Annotated in this window: 6 protein-coding genes; 3 read left to right on the top strand and 3 right to left on the bottom strand. The window is 27.9% G+C overall.

The features are described 5' to 3' along the window. On the bottom strand, positions 1–164 hold a 164-nt coding region (locus AB1Z17_RS13925; protein ID WP_368052375.1), incomplete at its 3' end, for a DUF6090 family protein. A gap of 133 nt (positions 165–297) precedes the next feature. Beyond that, entirely contained in the window at positions 298–1,023 is a 726-nt protein-coding gene (locus AB1Z17_RS13920; protein ID WP_368052374.1) for a hypothetical protein, read from the bottom strand. Between the two features lie 375 nt (positions 1,024–1,398). Between AB1Z17_RS13920 and AB1Z17_RS13915 the strand changes: the two genes are divergently transcribed. Beyond that, the gene (locus tag AB1Z17_RS13915; protein WP_368052373.1) at positions 1,399–2,166 is read left to right on the top strand and encodes a TatD family hydrolase; all 768 of its coding nucleotides are present in this window, start codon (positions 1,399–1,401) and stop codon (positions 2,164–2,166) included. A gap of 2 nt (positions 2,167–2,168) precedes the next feature. On the opposite strand, the gene AB1Z17_RS13910 is transcribed toward AB1Z17_RS13915, so the two are convergent. After that, complete coding sequence (locus tag AB1Z17_RS13910) at positions 2,169–2,531, bottom strand: hypothetical protein (protein WP_368052372.1); 363 nt, start codon at positions 2,529–2,531, stop codon at positions 2,169–2,171. A 129-nt stretch (positions 2,532–2,660) separates the two neighbouring features. Between AB1Z17_RS13910 and AB1Z17_RS13905 the strand changes: the two genes are divergently transcribed. Both AB1Z17_RS13905 and AB1Z17_RS13900 read left to right on the top strand, forming a co-directional pair. Continuing rightward, entirely contained in the window at positions 2,661–3,143 is a 483-nt protein-coding gene (locus AB1Z17_RS13905; RefSeq protein WP_368052371.1) for a methylated-DNA--[protein]-cysteine S-methyltransferase, read from the top strand. A 32-nt stretch (positions 3,144–3,175) separates the two neighbouring features. Then, the gene (locus AB1Z17_RS13900; protein ID WP_368052370.1) at positions 3,176–6,565 is read left to right on the top strand and encodes a hypothetical protein; all 3,390 of its coding nucleotides are present in this window, start codon (positions 3,176–3,178) and stop codon (positions 6,563–6,565) included. The last annotated feature ends 3 nt before the right edge of the window (positions 6,566–6,568 follow it).

Here is a 6,568-nt window from a genome sequence, read left to right as displayed (position 1 = left end):
TTTAACTCTTCAAGTTTCTTGTTTTCGTTCCAATTGTTGATTTGCAATGCAATTAAAATTCCAATAACAACAAGTATAATTTCTCCAATGGCATACTTAAAATATTTACCAGTCTTTCCTTCTGAAAGTAAGTTTTGTCTAATTTTTCTAAAGAATTTTATCATTTGGTTAATGGTTTGTAATAATGAAGCAGCACGTACTTGAGAATGATTTGTACAGACGATAATTCGAAGGATTTTCAATTGTACAAATCGGTTGTTTTTTAATTCAAATCTTTATTTGCTTCTATCCCTTAAATTATTTTATTTCTATATAAGCTTCAATTAGCTTCATTAATTTTTCCATTTCGTTTTTGAATCTCACATGATCTCTATTAATAACACCTTTTAGAAATGTTAACCTATAGGCGACAATATTTTTGTAATAAGAATCACTCCATAATTTTTCATAATTTAAAGGTGTTGCTGATTCTTGAAACCGTATATTCTGAAAGTTTTCCAAATAATATGAACGTAGTATCTCATTAACCCAAATTTCAATTTCATAAATTTTATCATTTGTAGAGTATTCCGATTCAAAAACAATAATCAATTGCCTTCTTAAATCTCTATTTTTAATCAGATTGAGACTATTCAGTTTTAAATCTTCATAGTTCGCTTTTTCCATTGAAAAGAATCTAAATCCATATACAGCTCCAAATAGAGGGTCAAGTGAACTACTGTACACAGGTGCTTTTTCTTTTAATAAGCTATCTAAAATTGTGATACGCTCAATTCCCTTTTCAGTATTTTTTTGCAAAAGTTCTAGTTTGGCATAATCTAATTGTAATCCTTTATATATTTCATTCAAAGCTTCTTTTTCATAAATACTATCTTTCTTATCACTTTTCCATTGAGTTGCAGAAATAGCTATTACTACTCCTATAATAATGAGTAAAATCTCTCCAATTGCATATAAAACATACTTACTAACTTTGTTTTCAATCAATAGTTTTTGTCTAATTTTTCTAAAGAATTTTATCATGGTTAATGGTTGATTTTAATAAGAACATCAATCTAATAAAAGCAACAACTAAATACTTCAATCCATTAATTTTAGGGGATACACAAATTGCTAATTACTTATAAATCTAATATTTAATTGATGAAGAAAGGAGTTATTCAACAATCTATTTCTTAAAATTATCAGGTGTTAAATAGCAGTTTTAGAAAAGCAGTTTCTGTTTTCATAATTGATTTTTTTAGTTAGTTGGAGCTAAATTTAATAAAAAAAACTGAATAAGTATGATTTAAACTATTGAATAACTTTTAGTTACAAGGCAATATTAAAGCAATTAATACTTTTAAAAAACGTAAAATACAACAAATGGATTTCTAAGTTTTTAACTACTTTTGCCCTATGATAATTACAGATACACACACGCATTTATACAGCGAGCAATTTAATGAAGATAGAAACGAAATGATTCAACGCGCAATTGATGCAGGCGTTTCTCGCTTTTTTATTCCAGCTATAGATTCAACCTATTTGGATGCCATGTTAGATTTAGAAAAAGAATTTCCAAATAATATGTTTTTAATGATGGGTTTGCATCCAACGCACGTAAAAGAAAATGTTGAAGAAGAATTGGCATTTGTAAAAAAATGGTTGGATAAGCGCAATTTTTATGCGGTTGGTGAAATTGGAATCGATTTATTTTGGGACAAGACTTTTTTGAAGCAGCAGCAATATGCCTTTAAAACACAAATTGAATGGGCAAAAGAAAAAAACTTACCAATTGTAATACATTGCAGAGATGCATTTGACGAAATTTTTGAAGTTTTAGAAGCAATAAAAGACGCTAAACTTTTTGGTGTTTTTCATTGTTTTACAGGAACTTTAGAACAGGCTAAAAAAGCAATTTCCTACAATATGAAATTAGGTATTGGTGGTGTTGTCACTTTTAAAAATGGTAAAATAGACCAATTTTTAAATGAAATCCCTATTAAAAATATTGTGTTAGAAACAGACGCTCCTTATTTAGCTCCAACTCCGTATCGTGGAAAAAGAAACGAAAGTAGTTATATTACCAAAGTATTAGATAAATTAGTTGACATATATGGATTGAGTCAACAAGAAATTGCAGCAATAACTACTCAAAACTCAAAAGACGTTTTTGGAATTTAATCTTATTCAATTTTTATAAATGGCAAATCCGAATAATCAGGCAATATAAGTTCACCTTCCGAATTAATAGTATATTTTGTTGTAATTACGGTACCCAACTCATCAATTGTAAGGCTAGTTTCATCAGCGCTCCAATTAATTGTAAAACTTGAAGAAATAATTTGGGTTTCCATAGTCCCAGATCGTACAGTTTTAAAGCCTAATCCATTAGAATTAAAAGTCAATTTATACTCAAAATCATTTCTGAAATCGTTTCGAATCCATTCACCAATCAATTGGTTAGAATAATCATTCTCATCATCAGTATCACAAGATATTGATAAGGTGATAAATAAAAGAATTAAAAGAAATTTATTTTTTTTCATAACTAAACAAAGTTAATATAAAAATACTTTCAAAAGCTTATTGACTGATAAACAGCGTGTCTTTCTAACAATTGGCACGTTCTTATAAATAAATGTATCTTTAAAACCCATAAATGAAACTCAAATACGTTGGAACAATTAAAAACAACCTACTACAAAACACCTATTGGTATCGCTAAAATTGAAGGTAATGCTGATGGAATTTCAGCGATTTCGGTTTTAGATGAAGAAATTGAAAGTTCTTTAGATATTCCAATTTGTTTACAAGATTGTGTGCAACAATTAGATGCATATTTTAAAGGTGAAAGAACTAATTTCAATTTAAAACTAAACCCACAAGGAACTGAATTTCAGCAAAAGGTTTGGAAAGAATTAACAAATGTTCCCTTTGGAAAAACAAGGACTTATTTAGAGCAATCCAAATTACTTGGCAACGTAAAAGCCATTAGGGCAGTTGCCTCAGCCAATGGCAAAAATCCGATTTGGATTGTAATTCCGTGTCATAGAATTATTGGAAGCGATGGTTCTTTAACAGGTTACGCTGGCGGTTTATGGCGAAAAAAATGGTTGTTAGAACACGAAAATCCTACAACCCAACAATCATTATTTTAAACTATTTTTGTTGAAATTACGTTAGTTTGAAAATGAAAAAAGGTTTACTCTTATTATTTCTTTTAGTTAGTGTAATTTCTAATGCTCAAATTCAATCTAAAAATCTTCATAAAAAGCCTTTTTCAGTAAAAAACGATACCGTAAAAATAGATTCTGTTAGTATTACTCCTTTTAATTTTAAGGTTTATTCTAAAAATGAATTACTAATTGACAGCTCAAAATATACTATTGATTTTTCAAAATCATTGTTGGCTTTCAACTCTACAAATGAAATAAAATTTACTGAAGTTATTGTTGAATACACTTCCTATCCAGATTTTTTAACAAAAGAATATACAATTTTCGATTCGAAATTAATTGTTCCAGATGGATCCAACCAAACACAGTTATATAGTTTAACTACCAATCAACAAAAAATTCCTTTTAAACCTTTTGATGGCTTACATACAACCGGAAATATTACGAGAGGACTTACAACTGGAAACAACCAAAATGGCGTTGTAAATTCTTCGTTAGATTTACAAATTGCAGGAAAACTCTCTGATAAAGTAACTTTAAAAGCTGCTATTCTAGATACTAATTTACCTATTCAAGAAAATGGGAACACCTATAAATTAAACGAATTTGACCGTGTTTTTATCGAATTATTTAGCGATAATTGGAGCATAAATGCAGGCGATATTTATTTAAAAAATAACGAAACCTCCTTTTTAAAATTCACTAAAAAAGTATCTGGTTTAGGGGTTAACGCCAAAATTAAAAATGAAAATTCTGAAATTGATATTCAAACTTCAGGAGCCATCGTAAAAGGAAAATATAAAAAAATAGAGTTTAAAGGCGTTGAGGGTAATCAAGGTCCTTATAATTTATCGGATTTTAACAATAGCTACATCTTAATATTATCAGGAACTGAACAGATTTATGTAAACGGCATACAGCTAAAACGCGGAGAAGAAAACGATTATACTATTGATTATAACACCGCAGAAATTACGTTTACAACTACATTTCCTATTACTGGAAATATGCGAATTACCGCTGAATACCAATATACCGATAGGATTTATACACGTTTTATAACGTATAATAATATTGATTTTAAAAGTGAAAAATTAGCTGTAAGTGGTTATTTTTATAATGAAAACGACTTAAAAAATCAGCCATTAGAACAAGATCTTTCCAACGAACAAAAACAATTACTTTCTGAAGCTGGAAATAATCCAAATTTAATGGTTACGCCGTCTGCTTATATAGATACATTTTCTGAAGACAAAATACTGTACAGAAAAAGCCTTATTGGAAACTCAGAAATTTTTCAATATTCAACAAATGAAAATGACGAGTTGTACAATGTAGCTTTTACGTATGTCGGAGAAAATTTAGGAAGTTATATATTAAAAGAAGTAATAGCTCTTGGTAAGATTTACGAATACGCAGGCGAAAATTTAGGAGATTATAGCCCTGTAATTCAATTAGTTGCGCCAAATAAATTACAAATTGCTGTTTTTAAAGCAGTGTACAATCCAACGTTAAAAACAACGCTAAATGTTGAAACTGCTTTTAGTTCAAATGATGAAAATTTATTTTCAAACATCGACGATTCAGAAAATAATGGTTTCGCTACAAAATTAAATTGGGAACAAGTACTTCTCGACAAAAAATGGCAATTAAAAAGTAATTTAAAGTTCGATTTTATAAATGATAAATTCAAAAGTATTGAACGCATTCAAAATATTGAATTTAATAGAGATTGGAATATTGAAAATATTTTTGGAAATCAGAAATTAATAAGTAGTGCTTTAGAATTTTCAAACAAAAAAAACAATGCCATTAATTATATGTTTGAAAACTTAGAGTTTAGCGATTCGTTTACTGGTAATAAACATCACTTATTCGGAAATCTGAAATTAAAAAACGTTTCAATACATTTTAATAACAGCATCCTAAATAATAAAACTTCGTTTGAAAAAGGAACATTTTCAAGGTATTATATCAGTTCTAAATACAATCTTAAAAAAAGTTGGTATGGTGTAGCCTTAAATGGAGAAAATAATAAACGCACAGAAATTTCAACAAAGTTACCTTTAGCGATAAGTCATAAATTTAATGAAATTGAAGCTTTTTTTGGCATTGGAGATTCCACAAATGTTTATACACAATTTGGTGCAAATTTTCGAACTACAGACAGCATTCAAAATACCAGTTTTGAGCAAGTAAATAATTCTAAAACTTTTTATGTAAAATCAACTTTATTAAATACAAATACCGCCAACTTAAAAGCGTATGTTAATTACAGAACGGTTGAAAATGCAAACTTTAAAGATGAAGCTTCTTTAAACTCTAAAATTGTGTACAATCAGCAACTTTTCAATCAATTTTTAAATTTTAATACTAGTTATCAATCACTTTCCGGAACACTCCCTCAACAAGATTATACGTATATAAAAACCGAACCCGGACAAGGTTTTTACACTTGGATAGATTATAACAACAACGAAATTAAAGAATTAAACGAGTTTGAAATTGCACAATTTACAGATCAAGCAACATATTTACGCGTTATTTTACCAACCATAAATTATATTGTAACGCATCAAAATAAGTTTTCGCAAATAGTGACCATAAATCCGCAACAATGGAATGTAAAAACCGGTGTTAAAAAATTGCTTTCATATTTTTACAATCAAACATATATTTTAATCGACAGCAAACAAAAGAAAGAGGATAATAAATTCAATTTAAATCCTTTTGATACAAATAACTCCAATTTATTGGGTTTAAATTTTAATTTAAACAATAGTTTTTACTTTAATAAAGGATTAAAAAACTATTCAACTACTTATAACTTTATAAATTCTAAAAATAAAAACACCACAACAATTGATAATTTAGAAAATTCCATTCAACAACATAAATTACAATTTGAACATAAAATAGGCAGTTTTTGGCAATTTAATTTTGATGTTAGTAATTCCATAAACAAAACGGTATCGTTAAATTATGATAATAGAAATTACGAATTAAATAACGTTAGTATATTTCCTAAAGTTTCCTATTATTACAATACAAACACTTATTTTTCTTTATTTTATGAAGCAAAAAAGAAAGAAAACCAAGTAGGAAATCTTGAAACCTTATCATCTGATAAATTTGGGTTAGAAATGAATTATGCCAACAATTCTAAAAATTTATTAAAAGCAGCAATTAATTTATTTAATTATAAATTTGAAGGAAATAACAACTCCCCAATTGCGTATCAAATGCTTGAAGGTTTACAGCCTGGAAAAAACTACACTTGGAGTTTGCTGTTTTATAGAAAAATTAATTCATTCTTAAATTTAAACTTAAATTATTTAGGTAGAAAAAGTGAAACTTCAAAAACAATTCATACAGGAACAATTCAATTAAAGGCGATTTTTTAGAGT

Origin of the sequence: Lutibacter sp. (assembly GCF_040883305.1) — a bacterium.
In the GTDB taxonomy this organism is placed as follows: Bacteria; Bacteroidota; Bacteroidia; order Flavobacteriales; family Flavobacteriaceae; genus Lutibacter.
Note: the sequence above shows the minus strand (reverse complement) of the source record. Positions and strands in the feature narration are given on the sequence as shown.